This is a genomic window from Mucilaginibacter hurinus, assembly GCF_003324525.1.
GTDB classification, from domain to species: domain Bacteria; phylum Bacteroidota; class Bacteroidia; order Sphingobacteriales; family Sphingobacteriaceae; genus Mucilaginibacter; species Mucilaginibacter hurinus.
Map to the genome: position 1 here is coordinate 234,588 of NZ_QGDC01000002.1, position 18,362 is coordinate 252,949.

Sequence of the window (18,362 nt, forward strand, 5' to 3'; positions counted from 1 at the left end):
CCTGGTATTAAAGAAAAGTTCCCGCCGTTCCTGACCCTGTTAAAGTTGGTGTTAATATACTGCACGTGCAGCGGATGTCGGTTTTTGAGGTGAGCTTCTGTTATCAGTCCTCTTTTCTTGACTTTTATTTTTGATTTTCTTATTCCGCTGGATTTGGATTTCTTGCTGTCAGTAGAAATGCCTGAGCGGTAGACGCTAATGAACTATAAGTTAATTGCGTTGTAAGCTTTACAATTTTTGACTCCGATTTTTTAAAAAAAGTTATAAAACAATCTCCAAAACATATACATTGCATCAAAAATCCTTTTATTTTCCAATTTAAAACTTAAAACAATTATGAGCGACTTCAGATCAGTTTCCCTGGTGGAAAGCACGGCCAATCCTGCCCCGTTGGGCCTTTGCGGTTTTGGTCTTACCACCATGCTGCTAAACATCCACAATGCCGGCTTTTACGAAATGAATTCTATGATCCTGGCTATGGGTCTATTTTACGGTGGTTCGGCACAGATAATTGCCGGTATAATGGAATCTAAAAAGAACAATACGTTCGGCTTTACTGCATTTACATCGTACGGGTTTTTCTGGCTTGTATTTGCGTTTATAGGATTCTTACCAAAATTAGGCCTGGCAGATGCTCCGGACAACAACTCAATGATCGCGTTTCTTTCAATATGGCTGATATTTACTGCATTTTTATTCGTAGGCAGTTTCAAAGGCCCACGCGCGCTTCAATTAGTATTCGGTACGCTTGTGATATTATTTTTACTGTTAGTTATTGGGCATGTTGACAAGAGCTTTATGGTAATTGCCGGTTATGAGGGTATACTTTGCGGATTTTTAGCAATGTACTTCGGCATGGCCCAAATATTAAATGAAATGTACGGCCGTACGGTTTTACCTATCGGCGCTTAAGCTTATAAAATTGCCAAAAGATCTAAAAAAATATTACACCATTCCTGCTACGCCCGAAGAAGTGTACGCAGCCATTACCAACCCGGTAACTATAGAGTTATGGACCGGTGAACCGGCAGAAATGTCTACTGAACCCGGTACTGAATTTTCTATGTGGGACGGCAGCATTTCCGGTAAAAACCTTGAGTTTGAGCCGGGCCGTAAAATAGTACAGCAATGGTATTTTGGCGAGCAGGAAGAGCCGTCAATAGTAACAATAAAGCTCCATCCGGATAAACATGTTACTTCGGCTGAATTGAGGCATACCAATATTCCTGACGAAGACTACAAGGATATTAGCGAGGGTTGGGACGAAAGTTACTTTGGTGGGTTGGCTGATTTCTTTTTAGTGAACTAACCACAGGTAGCAATAGCTCTAAAATCTTGTATAACAAAATGGCCCCGAAATATCGGGGCCATTTTGTTATACAAACTTCATTGTCTATTAATAAAGTGTAAACTCAACGCGGCGGTTTTGCTGACGGCCGGCTGCAGTTTTGTTAGTAGCTATCGGTTGCGTTTCGCCGTATCCGGTTGCTTCAATCCGCGATGCATTTGCGCCTTTATCAACCAAGTAGGTTTTAATAGCTTCGGCACGTGCTTTTGATAACCGTAAGTTCAATTCATCCGAACCTGTATTATCTGTATGGCCGGCTAATTTTAAACTAAAGTTTTTCTCCATTAAAAGATTGGCAACCCTGTCAAGGCTAGGGAATGATTTAGCACGTATAGTGGCTTTGCCTAAATCAAACTCAAGATTTTTAATGGCTTCTTTAACAACGCGCTTATCTTCTTCAGTTACGTACACTTTAACCTCAGGTTTAGCTAACGGGCAACCTTGTCCGTCAACTTTTGTTCCGGCAGGTGTGTTCGGGCATTTATCATTAACATCATAAACTCCATCGCCGTCGCTATCAGTAGTAAGTTTGGCCAGGTTAGCATTGGTAGCATCAAGATCGCTGCGTAAACGTGCGTTCTCTGCCTTTTGCGCATCAACTTGCGATTGCAGGTTCTTTGCTTCCCACATATATTCTGTACGCATTGAATTAACCGGGTTGTAGTTGGCCAACTGAGGCTTTTTGCGGCTGCCTAAAGCAAATTCAAGCCCTATGTGAGCGTATGAAAACTTGTCACTTGAGTTACCATAGTTGTAAGCATCCAGGTTATCGTTAGCCACAAAATTTACTTGGTAACCAAGGTCAAGGTTTACACCCGATCCTAAATTAATTTTAAAACCGGCACCTACCGGGAAATAAAACTCTTTAACGTCACCGTCATTACCGAAAGTTACCGTAGAACCATCGGCATTGGTTACTGTAGGTTTATAACCGATAAAACCACCACCTAAACTCAGGTAAGGCTGTATGGCACCTTTTTGATGACGCCAGTTAATATTGGCTAATGTAAAATGTGCGCTTAAAGCACCGGCCCAGTTAAGATTTGTGCTGAACCGTTGAGGACCTGAAGCGTCCGGCTGACCAACCGCACCGGTTAATTTACCCCTAAGGAAGTCGGCTTGTAAACCAAAGGCGGGTGTAATTTGCTTTTTAATGTAAGCACCGTAACCAATTTGCTCATGCGGGCTCCTAAAGTCCTGGTGATTCATTGTTCCAAAAATAGTGTGGGTAGTTAACATACCGCCATGGACACCTATTGACCATGAACGGAATGCACCTTCTTCAGAAAAAGGCTTAACATAATTTAATGTAGAAGTAGTGTCTTGTGCAAATAAATTACCTCCCATTATCACGCTGCTTAACAGCAGTGAGGCTTTTTTTAAATGTAATTTCATAATAATTGTGTTTTGTTAGTGTAGCTTGATAACAATCCAAGCTCCCCACCGCGGGCAATAGTAGTGCCATATAAAATTTATTTAATAAGGGCAGTAATTCGTTACATGTTTTAATAATGCTAATATTAAATAACCTGCTGTAATGCAGTATTTAAGCGGGCGATGTTACTTTCTAATAAACTATCAACATCCATAACAAAGCATATCTGCGCAATAAATACTATTGCACTTAATAGTATACAGTATGTATTGTTTCTTATTGTTTATGAAAATATGATGAAAATAATAAATAAAAAAACCGGCAATTTTAATTGCCGGTTCTGCACTATTCATATTAATGTTTTACTCCTGGCTTGCAGCCAGCGCCTGATTTATATCAGCAATTATATCATCTACTTTCTCTAACCCGGCTGAAATCCTGATAAGACCTGGGGTAATGCCTACCGAAATACGCTCCTGGTCGGTTAGCTTGGAATGCGTGGTACTTGAGGGGTGCGCAGCTATACTACGGCTGTCCCCAAGATTTGCGGTAACCGATATCATTTCGAGCGCGTTTAAAAACCGGGCTCCTGCCTGGGCACCGCCCTTTATTTCAAAGCACAGCACACCGCCGCCGCTTTTCATTTGTTTTTTTGCAATAGCGTACTGTGGGTGACTAGGTAAAAATGGATATTTAACCCAGGCTACGGTAGGATGCTGTTCAAGCGCTTCCGCAATTTTTAAAGCATTGCTGCTATGGCGTTCCATACGTACATCAAGCGTTTCTAAACTTTTACTTAGTACCCATGCATTAAATGGTGCCAAAGCCGGTCCCGAATGCCGGCAAAACATATAAATATCTTTAACCAGCTCTGCGCGACCTACTATTACCCCGCCCAAAACACGGCCCTGCCCGTCTATCCATTTTGTAGCCGAGTGTATTACCAGGTCGGCACCAAAATCAATTGGCCTTTGTATAACCGGTGTGGCAAAGCAATTATCTACATTTAAAAGTATATTATGCTTTTTGGTGAACTGCCCTGCCCATTCCAAATCAATGATACCTATTTGCGGATTGGTAGGCGTTTCAAGGTAAACCATCTTTGTATTAGGTTGTACAGCTGCCTCCCAGGCATCTTTATCGTCGGCCGGCACCAGTGTACAGGTAATGCCATAACGCGGGAAAAATTTAGTCACTATGGTAAACGTGCTGCCGAATACCGAGCTGCAGCATATCATATGGTCGCCTTGTTTTAACAAGGCAAAAAATGATGAAAATATTGCGCTCATGCCGGTCGAAGTGGCAAAGCCATCCTCGGCACCTTCCAGCGCGCACATTTTACTTACAAACTCGTCAACATTCGGGTTACTGAAACGGCTGTATATATTGCTGTCATTTTCATCGGCAAATGCCGCGCGCATAGTTTCAGCATCATCAAAGGTAAAACTGCTGGTTAAGTATAAAGGTGTTGAATGTTCTTTCTGAACAGTCTTTTTATTTTGTATGCGTATCGCCTTGCTTATCGGATCTAATTCCCTGGACATGGTATGGTAAAAAGTATTTAAAATTTAGCAGGATGAACATAAACCTGCCACTGTATTTCGGCACCGGCCTTTTCTAATGTGGCTGCAACTGAACAGTATTTATTAATTGATAGCTCAACAGCGCGATGTGCCTTATCCTCGTCAATCTGGCCATATAGGTGAAACTCAATATTAACTTCGTTCCATAAAGATGGCTCTTTACCTGCTTCACGTTCGCCGTTAACCACCATTTTATAGTCCTGTACATCCTGACGTTGTTTTTTTAATATGCTGATCACGTCAATGGCAGAGCAGCCGGCAACACCCATCAAGAGCATTTGCATGGGGCGTACGCCAAAATTCTGGCCGCCGCTTTCGGGGCTGCTGTCCATACGTACGGTGTGCCCGTATTCGTCATTCGCTTCAAAGCCAAAATCGCCATGAGCGCGTGTAAGTTCTATCTTAGCCATAGTGTATAATGTATCAGGCGGCTAAGTTAGGAAATTGATTTATTTTGACGACTAAGTTTGCCGACTTTGAATATCAAAAATGGTTTAGGGGCCAAATAATTGAATATGTGTGACAGGCGGTACAGCATTTACGAAGGCTTTCATCAAATGCATGTTAATTGTAAGGTAGCAGTATTGTTTTTAAAAATAGTAAACAAGATACCAAAAACGTTTATCTTCAACCCCTGAATCCCAGTTCCCCCTATGGCCCTTAATTATATTTGGATAGCATTTTTTATCATAGCTTTTGTAGTAGGCATTGTTAAGCTCGTTTTTTTTGGCGATACCGAGATATTCCAGCAGATGGTTGAGGGGATTTTTAAATCTTCCCAGTCATCAGTAATGGATATAGCCCTGCCCCTGTTAGGCACCATGGCATTCTGGTTAGGTATAATGAATGTGGGAGAAAAAGCCGGGGCCATCAGTTTTCTTTCACGTATAATCGGTCCCTTTTTTCAACGCTTGTTTCCCGAAGTGCCTAAAAACCACCCGGCTGTGGGCAATATGGTAATGAACTTTTCGGCAAATTTATTAGGACTGGACAACGCGGCCACACCGCTAGGACTTAAAGCCATGAGCAGTTTGCAGGAAATCAATAAGGACAGAGATACCGCTTCCAACGCGCAAATTATGTTTTTGGTGCTGCATACTTCGGGTTTGCAAATGCTGCCTGTAACCATAATAGCCCAGCGTGCTATATTAGGAGCCGCCGACCCCACTGATGTATTTATTCCCTGTATAATTGCCACCTATGTGGCTACTATATCGGGGCTTATTATAGTTGCAATAAAACAGAAATTAAATTTATTTGATAAGGTTGTGGTAGCATGGCTTGGCGGTTTAACTTTATTCATTTCCGCACTTGTTTTTTATTTCAGCTACTATCTGAGCAAGGAAGAAATATCGCTTGTATCAAAAGTAGCCAGTAATTTGCTGCTGTTTGTAATTCCGGTGCTTTTCATATTAGGCGCATTACGTAAAAAAGTCAATGTGTTTGAAGCCTTTATTGAAGGTGCCAAAGGCGGCTTTGAAACATCAGTGAAAATCATCCCTTACCTGGTAGCCATGCTGGTTGCTATCAGTGTATTCCGCACCTGCGGCGCGCTTGATTATATTAACGATGGTGTGCGCTGGGTAGCAACGTTATTTACCAATGAAACCCGGTTTGTTGATGCCTTACCTGTTGCTTACATGAAACCCTTGAGCGGCTCCGGTTCAAAAGCCATGTCGATAGAGGTGATGAAAACGTTTGGCGTAGATAGCTTTGCCGGCCGCCTGGGCAGTATTTTTAACGGCTCGGCCGATACTACGTTTTATATTGTAGCGCTGTACTTTGGCTCGGTAGGTATAAAAAAATCGCGGTACGCCATTCCGGCCGGTCTTGCGGCCGATCTGGCAGGCGTTATAGCAGCTATTTTTGTAGCTTATTTATTTTTTGGCTAAACCTATTTTACCTACAACCTTCCCTGTATTTTTTCCGTAACAGGACGAAATATTAGCTGAACACGTCGGTCGCTTACCGCGCTGATATTTTGTTATCACCCGGCAAATGGATAAGGTTTTTACGCGCTTATTTCTTTTAGTATTTTTTTGGGTATGTTTTTGTGCGGGGTTGCGTGCACAAACCATTACTATCAGGAACTTTGATGCAGGCACTTATGGGTCCGGCTCAACCATTTCGGTACCGTTCAACCTCGGCGATGATGTGATCTTCAATCGTAATTACAGGTACCAGCTTTTTTTATCTAACGCAAGCGGCGTTTACCCCGTGAACCCGATTGCTACTTCTCCTGATTTTTATGCCACATATCTTAATGGTATTATCCCTGCTGGGACGCCTGCGGGTTCGGGTTACAGGTTAAAAGTAGTAGTCATTCCAGATGTTAACAATCCGGGAGGGCCAGCTGTAGCATCCGCCGAAACGGCGCAGTTTACTATTAGCGGTTCCTCAGGAGTTACAGCGCGTATGACCGCTCCGGAAGTAGTTCGGGCGCCTGACATTCTGGGACTGTGTAGCGCACAAAAAAACGGAAGTTACACTTTTACCAATGCCTCGTCGGGCGGCAGCGCTGCTACAACTTTAATATATAACGAATTAACACGTGCTGTCGTTACCTCTCCCGATAATCAACTTGATCCGACGGTGGTTTTTAATGCCAGCGAGGCAAACTATACTATAACTGTACGCGCGGTAAATAATGGTGTGATCGGCACTTACTCGTATACTTTGTTTAACCGGCCTTATTATAAAAGCTTTGGTTCTGCCGGTACAAGTACCGTGTGCCTAAGCGGCGGCGGGGATCTCACTTATAATGTGGATATAGGCTCCACAACAGGGTTGCATACAAATTACCCGGGCCTGCTTTATAATATAACTTGGGGCGACGGGAGCACAAGTACGTTAACTATTGCCGAAATAAAGTCAGCAGCGGGCCGTATTACGCATACATATACATCTTCATCATGTGGCAGGACAGTAAATAATCAAAGAAATGTTTTTAAAGTTGATTTAACGATAATTGGATTAATATGCGACCCTCGGCTGACCCCCACAACTGAATATGCTAAGGTTCTTGAAGCACCCGTTAATAAAATTGAAGAGACCAGCCCTAAAGTGGGTTGTGTGGGTGAAGAGATAACTATATTGAACGATTCGTTTACCGGGCAGGACCCCAACTCAAATGTTGCATCATGTGTAAACCGCGATGCAACCTATACATGGTTGGTGGACGATGTAATTACTTACACAGGATATGCTAAAAGTCGTCCGTTTGCCCATACGTTTGCTAGTGCCGGCGAACATAAAGTGACGCTGCGGATTGAAAACACAGACCCTAACTTTTGTACTTCAGACGATGTTGATTGGTTCATCTGTATAAAAGAGCGCCCGATTGCCAACTTTACAGTGAACGGTACTACCTGCGTTGGCAATGCGGTGACGCCAAACAGCAGCGGCTCGGTAACTGATAATGTTACTACATGCACGGAAACGGTAAACTATGTATATAACTGGACCGTTACGCCAACGGCGGGCCGAACGCTAACGGGTGGCAATACGCCAAACCCAACTATTTTATTTAACCAGCCCGGTGTTTATACAGTTAACATGAGCATAACCGGTGGTTGTACTGTTAACGCCACGCCACGAACAATACGTGTTGAAGCGCAGCCGACTGCTGCGTTATCACCTGATGTAACCTTGTGCGGCATAGGTATTGCCCGCACATTTAATGAAAGCGCAGGCCCTTTGCAAACCACAATTACCGGTACGCCTGAAAACGAATCGCCAAACTATGAGTGGGACGTACAAGGTGGAGCATTTCAATTTGTTGCCCCGTCTACACGTAACTCACGTTACCCAACCATCATATTTAATGACGAGGCGGTTTACACCGTGCGTGTGAAACATAAGAATGGCTGCGACGCTAACGATGACTATGATGCTGAGCAAGTTATCACGATCAGAAATGCACCTGTACCAATTACGGGCACATATACCCCCGCATGTGCTGATGCACCGATCCAATTAACCGCGCAAACATCTACAAACGCAGGTGTTACAGGGATTGTATGGACAGGGGCCGGAACTTTTTCAAATAGAAATATAGCAAACCCAACTTATAGGCCAACTATCGCTGAACGCGACGCCGGGCTGGCGAAAGTATTTTTTACTGTACAAACCACTATCACCGGCTGTGAGAATATTGAATCAGACACCATTTCACTTGTTATCAGACCACTAAACCGGATTACCAGCGATTCATCAAAGACGATATGCAACGACACAAGAATCAACTATCGTCCTTCCGCAGCAAATGGAAGTACCTTCAGGTGGTCGGTGGCGAGTGCGCCGCTTACAGCCGAAATTGTGCCGGGGCCTACTGGCGGTGCTGAAATAACTGACCTTATCAGAAATAATGATCCAACCGGACAGGATATAGAGGTTGTATATACTATTGTGCCTACTGTAAACGGATGCGATGGAGAGCCCTTTCCTTTTACAGCTATTGTAACACCACGCACCATCACAGCAGACTTTACAATTAGCTCTTCCGGGCCATATTGCGGATCGACGCCCCTTACTTTTGAAGCGGTGTCACAATCAGCGTCAAGTATTTTCAACTGGACAGTTAGTGACGGTACGACAGGCAACGGCACTTCATTTAATCATACTTTTTTGCCTGTAGACGACGGAAGCGGAACTGAAAAGGTATATACAGTTACGTTAACGATTGGCAACTCCTGCGCTGTACAACCGCCAACTCGTACCATCACTGTAACAATCCATCCGGAAAGGCCGATAGCTATAATAAATGCGACGCCGGACGGCACTTGCGGTGAAGTTGATATTACTGTACAAAATCAATCGCCTGGGAATAACAGAAGCTATGTTTTCTCGCTGCTTGACGAGAATAATAGCCCGATACAGTCCTCGCCGGTTATAACTACTAAAAGTGATTATATATTTCCGAACGTGCAGCCGCCTGTAACCGGTGCGCGTAGTGTTAAAGTGAGGTTAGATGTTATTGGCAGCTGCGGTGCTACGTCGTTTATTGAATCTACTCCTATTGTACTCTCTGCATCGGTGCTTGTTAGTAATATGTCTGTCGACAAAAGCAAGGTTTGCCTGGGTGATCCGGTAACATTTATCAACAATTCTACCGGGACCTCTTTCGTATATAATATTTACAGGGAAAATGAAACAACCTCGCTGACATCAATTCCTGCGAATAACCGCGATGATATACCTTATGAGTTTGCAGCACCAGGCCGATACGAAGTAACCATAACACCCAGTTCCGGTTGTGGAAGTGCGGCCGAATCACTACGGAGATTGATAGTGGTACATGATATACCTACTACAGAATTTACCGAAGCGGTAGTGAATTGCGATAATTTAACATATCAATTTACAGTTGACGGCATTGTTAACCCTGGCTATTCTTATACCTGGAATTTTGGCGACGGAACTAGTGTGACAAACCCTACACCACCGCCGCATACTTATGCTGCAAGCGGTATTTACGATGTGACACTTACGGTTGCCAATATAACCCAAGGTGGTTTATCATGCAGCAGTACATCTGCGCCAAAACAAATTACAGTTCGTCCTCCCCTTGTGGCCAATTTTCTCGTACTGCCTTCAGACACCATTCAGATACCAAACTACCACTTCTCTTTCAGAGACCAGAGCACCGGCGGCGCGGTTAGCTGGGACTGGAATTTTAACAGTGTAACCGTTCAGCCGCAAACGGTGCAAAACCCGGAGGTAACCTATTCTATGCTTGATACAGGTTATCATAATGTTACGTTAACTGTACGTGATAACCAGGGGTGCGCTCAATCTATAACCAAAAGAATTAAAATTACGGGGTCGTTTGGTCACCTGTATGTGCCTAACGCTTTCGTACCTACCAGTATTAATAGTGCTGTAAACACTTTTATAGCTAAAGGCAGAGGGTTGCAAACCTGGAAGATGGAAATTTATAACAAGTGGGGCCAATTGATGTGGCGTACCGACAAATTAACATCAGATGGGGAGCCTATGGAGGGCTGGGACGGTAACTACCAGGGCTCACCGGCCCCACAAGGGGCGTATGTATGGCAGATAACTGCTAAGTTTAAAAATGGCACGGATTGGAAAGGCATGTCATACAATAACTCGCCGCCAAAACGGATGGGGGTAATTAACTTAATACGATAACATGCAGATGAGGAAGATACTGATATCGCTGGTTTTACTTTTTGTATGTAGTTACTGCGTTGGACAGGATCACCTGTACTCGCAATTTTTCAACTCCCCTATTTATCTCAATCCTGCGCTTAACGGTCAGTTTGAAGGTAAGGTTAGGCTGAGCGCCATATATCGTAATCAGTATACCACCGTTCCGGGTAACCTGCAATATATATCGGCAGCGGTTGACTACAATGTACCTAAGTTTGGAGGCGGTTTTGGTTTATTGTTCACCAGCAGCAATGAAGGTATGGCCTATCTTAAAAACAACAGCTTGATGGGGGCTTACTCCTATAGCGTGGGATCGCAGGACTATGTACTGTCTTTCGGATTACAGGCGGGCGCGGTAAACCGGCGCATTGACGAAAGCCGGCTGGTATTCGGCGACCAGATAGACCCAACCACGGGCATAACAGGGCTGCCCACCTCGGCTGATGCTTTCCCTTTTAATAACAAGTATTATTTTGACGCGGGTGCAGGTATAAACCTGGTGAAGGGCAATTTTATGGTCGGCGTGGCCGGTCATCATTTAAACAGGCCTGATTACTCGTTTACCGCAACGCCGGTAAAAGTGCCTATACGCTACACGGGGCATGTGAGCTACCGTTTAGACCTTAATAGTAATGATAATTTGTACGAAAGCGAAAAATCATACCTTATACCTTCGGTTGTTTTTTATAAACAGGCAAGCGCTTACAATTACACTGTGGGTATGCAGTTTAAACGGCGCAGCGTAAATGCCGGTTTATGGTACCGCGGCGGACGCGATGGCGCCAACGCCTTTGTACTGTCATTCATCTTCGACATATTTACTGGGGACAATAGCAGCGAAAAACTGCGCCTGGGTATTAGTCATGATATTTCCCGCGGGGTAAACTATGGCGGATCGAGCGGATCTACCGAGGGCAGCGTGGTGTACGAGATACCCGGCGCCGGTGATGGCAACCTCAAATTTAACGGTGCACGACGTTGTTATGAATTTTATTAAAATTTGTATTTTTATAAAAAATTTTTCTTAAAATTACGTCTTCATTTCTCCCTGATTTCCAGCACTATGTCAACTCATTATACCAAAAAAAAGCAGCTTGAAAATAAAAAGTCGCACGGCGGCGTTTGGGTTGTTTTTGTAGCCCTTGGCATTTTTGCCGTGATTATTTTTCGTGTGGCCTCGTCAGGTACATCTGCGATGCATATGTTTGACGGCATGCCTACGAGTGACGGTGTTTATGATGTAGCCAAAGAATTTGTACGTCCTACTTTACGATCAGACGATGCCGTATTCTCTGACGAAGGATACCAGTTTGCTGACAAAGGCGACTCTATCTACGTAATTAAATCATACGCCGAAACACCCACCGGCTCAGGAGACGGCACCCGCACAAAAGAGTTTTTTAAGATTATCCTTAAATATAAAGGCGGCACCGTATCACGTAAAAGCAATTGGGAAGTGCTTGATCTGCGGAGTAATTAGCGGACAGCGCCTTACTATCTCTATTTTTCCTCAAAAGGATTTTAAAACATTAACAGCAATCTCTGTATAAAAACCGCTTAAGGAGGTTATTCTATAGCCTTACCCTTCATCGCTACGCTTATGGCTTCATCCATAACACGCTCGGCAAACGGACGGGTGAGTTCATTTAACTCATCTATTTTCTTGTGTATCAAATCCTTATCACCCGTAGTTAAAGCTGCCTTTAAATTAACCACATGCTCATGCGTTTCGGCATTTTCTTCGGCAGTAAGCAGCTGGCCGTTTTTTTCCATAAAGCGTTCTACCGTGTAAACCATCTGTTCTCCTTCGGTGCGGGCCTCTATCAGCATTCGCTGGGCAACATCATCTTTAGCGTGGGTTATACTATCCATCAGCATTTGCTCCACTTGCTCATCGGTAATACCGTAAGTTGGCTTCACTTCAACTTCCTGCTTAACACCTGATCGCAGTTCAATAGCCTGAACTTTTAGTATGCCATCTGCGTTAAGCAAAAAATTAATATCTATTTTAGGGAAGCCTGCAGGCATCGCCGGTATACCTTTCAGGTCAAACTCAGCAAGTTTCCGGTTCTCTTTCACCAAATCCCGTTCGCCCTGGTAGACGGATATTTTCATATTTACCTGTCCGTCTACAGAGGTAGTATATTGCCTGCCTGCCTTGGTAGGCACTTTAGCGTTACGCGGTATAATTACATCCATTAACCCGCCCATGGTTTCAATACCCAATGACAGCGGCGTAACATCAAGCAGTAAAATATCCTTGCGGTTACCTGCTAGTATGTCCGCTTGTATCGCGGCTCCCAGCGCCACCACTTCGTCCGGATTTAACTCGTTATGCAGCGCACGGCCAAAAAATTCCGCCACCATCCTTTTTACCAGGCCTGTGCGTGTTGATCCGCCTACCATCACCACCTCATCTATTTGGCTTACATCAAGTTTAGCATCCTTTAGCGCGTTTTTGCAGCAGGTAATGGTTTCCTGTACACGGGGTTGTATAAGTTGCTCAAAAGTCACTCGGTCCAGTGTGCACCAAATATCTCCTATCTTCTCATTAAACAGGCTTTGATGAATGAATGATTTTTTAGCTTCTTCGGCTTTAAGGCGTAGTTGCTGCAGTAGCTCTGCATTTGAAAAAAGCTCAGCTTTATCCAGTTGGTTCTTTTCAATCCAGTAATCAAGTATCAAACTGTCAAAATCGTCGCCGCCTAAAAAGGTGTTACCGTTTGTAGACAGCACCTCGAAAATGCCGTTTTGTATTTGCAATATAGATACGTCAAACGTGCCGCCCCCCAGGTCGTAAACAGCAATGGTTTTAGTTTCTTCAGGGTTTAGGCCAATTCCGTAAGCCAGGCTGGCCGCAGTTGGTTCGTTTACAATGCGCAATACATCAAGGCCGGCCAGCTTGCCCGCATCACGTGTAGCCTGCCGTTGCGAATCATTAAAATAAGCTGGTACGGTTATCACGGCACGGTTTACCGGCGTTTTAAGGGCATGTTCTGCACGCGCTTTTAATTCTTTTAGTACTAGAGCCGATAAATCAATAGGCGTATAAAATTTATCGCCTACCTTTATTTTAACCAGGCTATCAGTGTTATCGTCAATAACCTTGTAGCTAAAAAAGTCCTTGTAGTTTTCAATATCATGATACGAACGGCCCAACAGGCGCTTAACTGAAAAAACGGTGTTTTGCGGGTCGGTAATCAAGTAATTTTTGGCCTCATTGCCAACCGTAATTTCGCCTGATTCGCCAAAATGCACTACCGATGGTACCAGTACGCCCTTGCCGGCATCGTTTATTACCTGCGGATGTTTGTCGGGATTAATAAATGCCACCAAAGAGTTGGTAGTACCTAGGTCAATCCCCACAATAATTTCTTCCTTTTGTATGGAGCCTGTTGCCAGGTTAATAGATACTTTAGCCATGATATGGCAAAGGTAAGGTTATTTAGGATTTGGATTAACGATTTTGGATTTAATGACGCGAGGGTGATTGCAACTACTAGAGATGATTTCACCTTGCCGGAAAAAAAGGCGTTCCCTATTAACCAGTATAAACACCTTGCACCCTGACGGATGTACAAATCGTATACGTAAGGTATTTTGCACACCCTATTTATTCCGTACTTTGCTGAATAATTAATATACTGATGTACTTTCGCCTGTCAATTAAACCGGCACAAATTTTCACGTTCTGCCTGGCGCTTACTGCTTTGTCAGCATTTACGGCTGGCATAGCCTGTGCACAGCAGTTTGGGGGCAACCCTCCCACTATTAAATGGCAACAAATAAATACCCCTGCCGCTAAAGTGATTTTCCCCACCGGAATGGACAGCACGGCAAAACGTGTGGCCAACATAATACAGCAGGTGAACGCCGCTACAAGGTCAACGCTGGGTAACAAACAAAGGCAAGTGAGCATTGTGCTGCAAAACCAAACTACCCAAACCAATGGTTATGTAGGCCTCGCCCCTTTTCGTAGTGAGTTTTACCTGACACCGCAACAAAACAGCCTGGAACTTGGCGGCATAGCCTGGCCGGATCTCTTATCGGTACATGAGTATCGGCATGTGCAGCAATATAATAACTTTAACGTGGGGCTATCAAAAGTGCTCCGTACTATTTTTGGCGAGGGCGGACAGGCGCTGGGCAATGCGCTTAGTGTGCCCGACTGGTTTTTTGAGGGCGACGCGGTATATAACGAAACATTGGTAAGCAGCCAGGGCCGTGGCAGGTTACCGTGGTTTCATAAGGATTATAGGGCAATGTGGGCAGCCGGCAAAAACTACAGTTGGATGAAGCTCCGAAATGGATCATATGTCGATTTTGTACCTAGCCATTACCCTCTCGGTTATATGTTGGCAGCCTACGGGCGCGAAACTTATGGCGACGATTTTTGGCGTCAGGTAACTCTTGACGCCGCTGCTTACAGGTATGGCGCCCTGCCTCCTATACAAAAAGCCATACAAAGACACTCCGGAAAAAGTTATGGACAGTTTAGGGAAGACGCGTTGGATTATTTCAAAAAGCAGTTTAATGATAATGCACCTGCCCTGGCAAAAAACCCCAAACAGCATTTTGTGGCCGACCAGGAATTTCCGGCGTTTATTGGTGAGGATACGCTGGTTTACGTGAAGTTTGCTTATAACCAGGTGCCGGTATTCATCATAAAAGCTAATGGTTATGAGCGTAAGCTATCCACGAGGGCTTTAGCCAACGACCGGCATTTTACCTACCGTAATGGCAAAATAGCCTATGCCGGCTACCGGGCCGATGAGCGATGGGGGTTTCGTAACTATAGCGAGATTAGAATTTTGGATATAAATACCAGTAAGGAACAGGCAATTACCAGGAGAACAAAATATTTTTCGCCTGACATAAGCGCCGACGGCAAAACTATAGCGACTGTTAATGTCGAACCCTCGGGCAAGCGGAGTTTGCATATAATCGACGCAACTAACGGCAGCCTTCTTGCTGCGCTTCCTAATCCGCAAAACCTCTTTTATACTTACCCAAAGTTTTACGGTAATAGTTACCTGCTTTCAGCCGTACGGAACCCGGCAGGTAAGATGGCTATAACGCAAATTGATATTAAATCAGGCAGACATGAATATCTTACATCATTCACAGACCATCCCCTCGGTTATATAACTGTACAAGGCGATACCGTTTACTTTACCGCCACCGAGGGTAAGGATGATAAATTATTCGCTCTATCGTTAAAGGATAGAAAACTATTCAAAATCGACCATCCCGCCATGGAATCAGGCATCGGGGTTTATCAGCCGGCGATATCGGCAAGTAAGATAGCATGGGTAAGCTTTACGGCATATGGCAACCAGATTCAACAGGTTGATAAAAGCGCTATCTGGTCAACTGAAATATCTCCGGATATATTTAACACTCCACTTCCTGATTATCATATTAACTCATTAGCTGCCAGCCGCGCAGCCAACTTGCTGTCCAATATCTCTGATAGTGTTTTTACAGTATTACCTTATAGCAAAGGGTACAACCTGTTTAACTTTCACAGCCTGATACCAGAAATAAGCGATCCGAATTACAAGTTCTCGCTTAGAGGTGAAAATGTCCTTAATACTTTTCGGTCCGATGTTTTTTTTAATTATAACCGGAACGAAGGTTACAAACAACTTGGGTTTGATGCCACCTATGGCGCGCTTTTTCCTTATTTATCGGTTGGTGCCGATTATATTTTCGATCGCAGGGTATACTCCTTACGCAACCAGGAAAATGTTTACTGGAACGAAGTTAACTTACACGGCGGCGTGCAGCTACCGCTAAACTTTACCCGGGGTAAAAAAATAACCGGTTTCAATTTCGGTAGTGATATATATTTCAGCCGCAACATGTACCGGGGCGCATACGCGGTAAATAACCGCAACCTTATTTACCTGAATAACTTTGCCACCTTTAGCACGCGAACGCAGCAGGCTATGCAGCACATTTACCCGCGTTGGGGGCAAAGCATAGCTTTAAATTACAAATCCGGGCTAAATGTTAGTGCTAATCAGTGGTTGGCATCCGGTACATTTTACTTTCCGGGTATAAGCACTAACGACAACCTGATTATGACCGCCGCTTATCAGCAACGCGGCAAAAATGATGCTGTTGGCTTTTCAAATAACTTTCCTTTTTCCCGCGGTTATACCGCCGAAAACCTTCACCAATTGTACAAGGTGGGTGCAAACTATCACTTTCCGATAGCTTACCCTGATGCCGGTATCGGCAACACAGCGTATTTATTACGTGTGCGTGGTAACGCTTTTTACGAACACACCCGCGGGCATGATTTTTACGCGAATGAAAGTAAATTCAGCCAAAACTTTAATAGTGCCGGACTGGCTGTATTTTTTGATACGAAATTTTTCAATCAACAATCCCTGTCCTTTGGCATACGCTACAGCCGGCTGCTGAACGATGACTATTTTGGTGGTAAGGGCAGAAATCGGGTTGAGCTGGTATTACCTGTTAGTATTTTTTAGTTAATACTAACAACAATTAACCATACTTGTAGGTTGTATTATGATAAATGTAAATTCATCATACTTATTAACTCGTTCAATAAACTATATTTGCGCAAATGTTACGTCGTTTAACCGCAATCTCATTAATAACGTGCCTGATGGTCTCAAACTTCAGCATGTTATTTGTTTATGCAGGTTATGAGTTAAATCGTGGTTACATTGCTGCAAAACTTTGCGAAAACCGGGCGAAACCTGTAATGCACTGTAACGGCAAATGTTACCTGGCAAAAAAAATTAAACAAGCGGAGGAAAAAGAGAAGAAAAATGCGAGCCAGCAGCTAAAAAGCCAACTCCAGGAAGCTTTTATGCCGCTTAACGCTGAATTTAAATTTGCGTCGCAAGTGATAATTATCAGTAAATATCCAAACCCCGTTTACCGTTTGTGCACGCGCGCATCTTCTGTTTACCAGCCGCCACGGCTTGCCGCTTAATTCTCCTCATCCCCATCACCCTGTTGTGGAATTCTACAGATAAATAAATAATACTTTAATCACTACAGCTGCCGCTGCTTGCGTGCAGTAATATTTACATACATATATATGAAACGGATTTTTCCCTTCATCATGGCAGGTATGATTTTAACATCATGCAGCAAAAACGATAAAATAGAGCCTGTAAACACTGAGGTAAAAGCACCTATTATATTGGAATTTGATAATATAGCCGGCGACAATAATTTGCAATTAAACGCGGGTACCTATATAAACGCCTTAGGCGAACAATTTACAGTAAACACGCTTAAGTATTTTGTAAGCAATATCAAATTGACAAATACCAACGGCACACAGTATATTGTTCCGCAAGATAGCAGCTACTTCCTGGTGGACGAGAGCCTGCCAGAGTCGACCGATATACGCCTAAATGTACCCGAGGGTGACTACAAGACTGTTGAGTTTGTGCTAGGTGTAGACAGCCTGCGCAGCACGATGGATTTGAGCAAACGAACAGGCGTGCTTGATGTCGCTTCAGGTCATGACGGTATGTACTGGAGCTGGGCTTCGGGCTATATATTTTTCAAAATGGAGGGCACCTCCCCCGCCGCACCGGTTGACGGTACCGGCCAACGCAAATTTCGGTATCATATAGGCGGGTTCGGCAGTGCAGGTTCGCCAATTAATAATGTTAAAATTATTAAGATCGACCTCCAGGCGGGTGGTTTAGCCAAAGTGCGCAAAGGACGCGAATCACAGGTGCATTTAATGGCCGATGTTATGAAGGTGTTTAACGGCGCGCCTAATGTAAGCATTGCGGCAAATTCAAACGTAATGTCGGGCTTGTTCAGCCAAACCGTTTCATCCAATTACAGCAATATGTTTACCCACAATCATACACATAACTAA

13 protein-coding genes are annotated in these 18,362 nt (G+C 44.0%); 9 read left to right on the forward strand and 4 right to left on the reverse strand.

Features of this window, described 5'->3' with window-relative positions:
* Window positions 1–336: 336 nt before the first annotated feature.
* Both DJ568_RS04245 and DJ568_RS04250 read left to right on the forward strand, forming a co-directional pair.
* Entirely contained in the window at window positions 337–912 is a 576-nt protein-coding gene (locus DJ568_RS04245; protein ID WP_114004005.1) for an acetate uptake transporter, read from the forward strand.
* 10 nt (window positions 913–922) lie between these two features.
* The gene (locus DJ568_RS04250) at window positions 923–1,309 is read left to right on the forward strand and encodes an SRPBCC domain-containing protein (RefSeq protein WP_233496621.1); all 387 of its coding nucleotides are present in this window, start codon (window positions 923–925) and stop codon (window positions 1,307–1,309) included.
* 87 nt (window positions 1,310–1,396) lie between these two features.
* Here DJ568_RS04250 and DJ568_RS04255 read toward each other — a convergent pair whose 3' ends face one another.
* From DJ568_RS04255 to DJ568_RS04265, 3 genes are all read right to left on the reverse strand, one after another.
* The gene (locus tag DJ568_RS04255) at window positions 1,397–2,743 is read right to left on the reverse strand and encodes an OmpA family protein (protein WP_114004007.1); all 1,347 of its coding nucleotides are present in this window, start codon (window positions 2,741–2,743) and stop codon (window positions 1,397–1,399) included.
* A 342-nt stretch (window positions 2,744–3,085) separates the two neighbouring features.
* Window positions 3,086–4,267: a trans-sulfuration enzyme family protein gene (locus DJ568_RS04260; protein WP_114004008.1), complete on the reverse strand. Its 1,182-nt coding sequence runs from the start codon at window positions 4,265–4,267 to the stop codon at window positions 3,086–3,088.
* Window positions 4,268–4,284: 17 nt separating this feature from the next.
* Complete coding sequence (locus DJ568_RS04265) at window positions 4,285–4,716, reverse strand: OsmC family protein (protein ID WP_114004009.1); 432 nt, start codon at window positions 4,714–4,716, stop codon at window positions 4,285–4,287.
* Window positions 4,717–4,959: 243 nt separating this feature from the next.
* Here DJ568_RS04265 and DJ568_RS04270 point away from each other — a divergent pair, with 243 nt between their 5' ends.
* The 4 genes from DJ568_RS04270 (at window position 4,960) to DJ568_RS04285 (ending at window position 11,960) form a co-directional block, all read left to right on the forward strand.
* Entirely contained in the window at window positions 4,960–6,198 is a 1,239-nt protein-coding gene (locus tag DJ568_RS04270) for a nucleoside recognition domain-containing protein (protein WP_114004010.1), read from the forward strand.
* Window positions 6,199–6,304: 106 nt separating this feature from the next.
* On the forward strand, window positions 6,305–10,459 hold the full coding sequence (locus DJ568_RS04275) for a PKD domain-containing protein (RefSeq protein ID WP_114004011.1): 4,155 nt from the start codon (window positions 6,305–6,307) through the stop codon (window positions 10,457–10,459).
* A gap of 7 nt (window positions 10,460–10,466) precedes the next feature.
* Window positions 10,467–11,477 carry a PorP/SprF family type IX secretion system membrane protein gene (locus DJ568_RS04280; protein WP_233496622.1) on the forward strand — a complete coding sequence of 337 codons (1,011 nt, stop codon included), beginning with the start codon at window positions 10,467–10,469 and terminating at the stop codon, window positions 11,475–11,477.
* A 66-nt stretch (window positions 11,478–11,543) separates the two neighbouring features.
* On the forward strand, window positions 11,544–11,960 hold the full coding sequence (locus DJ568_RS04285) for a hypothetical protein (protein ID WP_114004013.1): 417 nt from the start codon (window positions 11,544–11,546) through the stop codon (window positions 11,958–11,960).
* Between the two features lie 86 nt (window positions 11,961–12,046).
* Here DJ568_RS04285 and hscA read toward each other — a convergent pair whose 3' ends face one another.
* Window positions 12,047–13,903 (reverse strand): Fe-S protein assembly chaperone HscA, encoded by a 1,857-nt coding sequence (hscA, locus tag DJ568_RS04290; RefSeq protein WP_114004014.1) that lies wholly within the window; start codon window positions 13,901–13,903, stop codon window positions 12,047–12,049.
* 224 nt (window positions 13,904–14,127) lie between these two features.
* Between hscA and DJ568_RS04295 the strand changes: the two genes are divergently transcribed.
* From DJ568_RS04295 to DJ568_RS04305, 3 genes are all read left to right on the forward strand, one after another.
* The gene (locus DJ568_RS04295) at window positions 14,128–16,980 is read left to right on the forward strand and encodes a TolB family protein (protein ID WP_114004015.1); all 2,853 of its coding nucleotides are present in this window, start codon (window positions 14,128–14,130) and stop codon (window positions 16,978–16,980) included.
* Between the two features lie 98 nt (window positions 16,981–17,078).
* The gene (locus DJ568_RS04300) at window positions 17,079–17,453 is read left to right on the forward strand and encodes a hypothetical protein (RefSeq protein ID WP_147238710.1); all 375 of its coding nucleotides are present in this window, start codon (window positions 17,079–17,081) and stop codon (window positions 17,451–17,453) included.
* Window positions 17,454–17,561: 108 nt separating this feature from the next.
* A complete protein-coding gene (locus DJ568_RS04305; protein WP_114004017.1) occupies window positions 17,562–18,362 on the forward strand; it encodes an MbnP family protein in 801 nt (266 codons plus the stop codon).

Excerpts from the sequence above, each read along its gene's own strand:
- DJ568_RS04245 (WP_114004005.1), top strand. The coding sequence starts at position 337 with ATGAGCGACTTCAGATCAGTTTCCCTGGTGGAAAGCACGGCCAATCCT.
- DJ568_RS04255 (WP_114004007.1), bottom strand. The coding sequence starts at position 2,743 with ATGAAATTACATTTAAAAAAAGCCTCACTGCTGTTAAGCAGCGTGATA.
- DJ568_RS04260 (WP_114004008.1), bottom strand. The coding sequence starts at position 4,267 with ATGTCCAGGGAATTAGATCCGATAAGCAAGGCGATACGCATACAAAAT.
- DJ568_RS04265 (WP_114004009.1), bottom strand. The coding sequence starts at position 4,716 with ATGGCTAAGATAGAACTTACACGCGCTCATGGCGATTTTGGCTTTGAA.
- DJ568_RS04270 (WP_114004010.1), top strand. The coding sequence starts at position 4,960 with ATGGCCCTTAATTATATTTGGATAGCATTTTTTATCATAGCTTTTGTA.
- DJ568_RS04275 (WP_114004011.1), top strand. The coding sequence starts at position 6,305 with ATGGATAAGGTTTTTACGCGCTTATTTCTTTTAGTATTTTTTTGGGTA.
- DJ568_RS04280 (WP_233496622.1), top strand. The coding sequence starts at position 10,467 with ATGAGGAAGATACTGATATCGCTGGTTTTACTTTTTGTATGTAGTTAC.
- DJ568_RS04285 (WP_114004013.1), top strand. The coding sequence starts at position 11,544 with ATGTCAACTCATTATACCAAAAAAAAGCAGCTTGAAAATAAAAAGTCG.
- hscA (WP_114004014.1), bottom strand. The coding sequence starts at position 13,903 with ATGGCTAAAGTATCTATTAACCTGGCAACAGGCTCCATACAAAAGGAA.
- DJ568_RS04295 (WP_114004015.1), top strand. The coding sequence starts at position 14,128 with ATGTACTTTCGCCTGTCAATTAAACCGGCACAAATTTTCACGTTCTGC.
- DJ568_RS04300 (WP_147238710.1), top strand. The coding sequence starts at position 17,079 with ATGTTACGTCGTTTAACCGCAATCTCATTAATAACGTGCCTGATGGTC.
- DJ568_RS04305 (WP_114004017.1), top strand. The coding sequence starts at position 17,562 with ATGAAACGGATTTTTCCCTTCATCATGGCAGGTATGATTTTAACATCA.